This is a genomic window from Actinomadura terrae (genome assembly GCF_022751215.1).
Classification (GTDB): domain Bacteria; phylum Actinomycetota; class Actinomycetes; order Streptosporangiales; family Streptosporangiaceae; genus Spirillospora; species Spirillospora terrae.
The window spans coordinates 1-1,048 of record NZ_JAICDG010000018.1 but is presented as its reverse complement, the minus strand read 5'-3'; the positions used below and the strand labels follow the sequence as shown (position 1 = coordinate 1,048).

General features: G+C 57.8%; 1 rRNA gene. It reads left to right on the top strand.

Going from position 1 to position 1,048, the window contains the following annotated elements:
• A 23S ribosomal RNA gene (locus K2F47_RS40320) occupies positions 1 to 1,048 on the top strand; the annotation flags it as partial.

Sequence of the window (1,048 nt, the reverse complement as noted above, 5' to 3'; positions counted from 1 at the left end):
CAACCAGGAGGTTGGCTTAGAAGCAGCCATCCTTGAAAGAGTGCGTAATAGCTCACTGGTCAAGTGATTCCGCGCCGACAATGTAGCGGGGCTCAAGCACACCGCCGAAACCGTGGCATTGCACCCTTTGGGGTGTGATGGGTAGGGGAGCGTCCTGCATCCGGTGAAGCCTCAGGGTGACCTAGGGGTGGAGGGTGTGGGAGTGAGAATGCAGGCATGAGTAGCGAATCACACGTGAGAAACGTGTGCGCCGGATGACCAAGGGTTCCTGGGGCAGGCTAATCCGCCCAGGGTAAGTCGGGACCTAAGGCGAGGCCGACAGGCGTAGTCGATGGACAACGGGTTGATATTCCCGTACCCGCTGGTATGCGCCAACGCTGAACCCTCTGATGCTAAGACCCTGAATCTCAGGTGTGGCCTTCGGGTCGCGTCTGGGCCTAGCGGTCGGCCCGAGGGGGTAGTAGGTGAGTGATGGGGTGACGCAGGAGGGTAGCTCAGCCCAGGCGATGGTTGTTCCTGGGGTAAGCATGTAGCCCGGTGTGCAGGTAAATCCGTACACCATTAAGGGTGAGGTGTGATGCCGAGCCGTTTTAGGTGAAGTGAGTGATCCCATGCTGTCGAGAAAAGCCTCTAGCGAGTGTACTGGCGGCCCGTACCCTAAACCGACTCAGGTGGTCAGGTAGAGAATACCAAGGCGATCGGGTGAACTGTGGTTAAGGAACTCGGCAAATTGCCCCCGTAACTTTGGGAGAAGGGGGGCCTTGTCTGGTGATGGAACTTGCTTCTTGAGCTGGGTGGGGTCGCAGAGGCCAGGGGGAAGCGACTGTTTACTAAAAACACAGGTCCGTGCGAAGTCGTAAGACGCGGTATACGGACTGACGCCTGCCCGGTGCCGGAACGTTAAGAGGACCGGTTACACCCTCACGGGTGGACGCTGAGAATCTAAGCGCCGGTAAACGGCGGTGGTAACTATAACCATCCTAAGGTAGCGAAATTCCTTGTCGGGTAAGTTCCGACCTGCACGAATGGCGTAACGACTTCCCCGCTG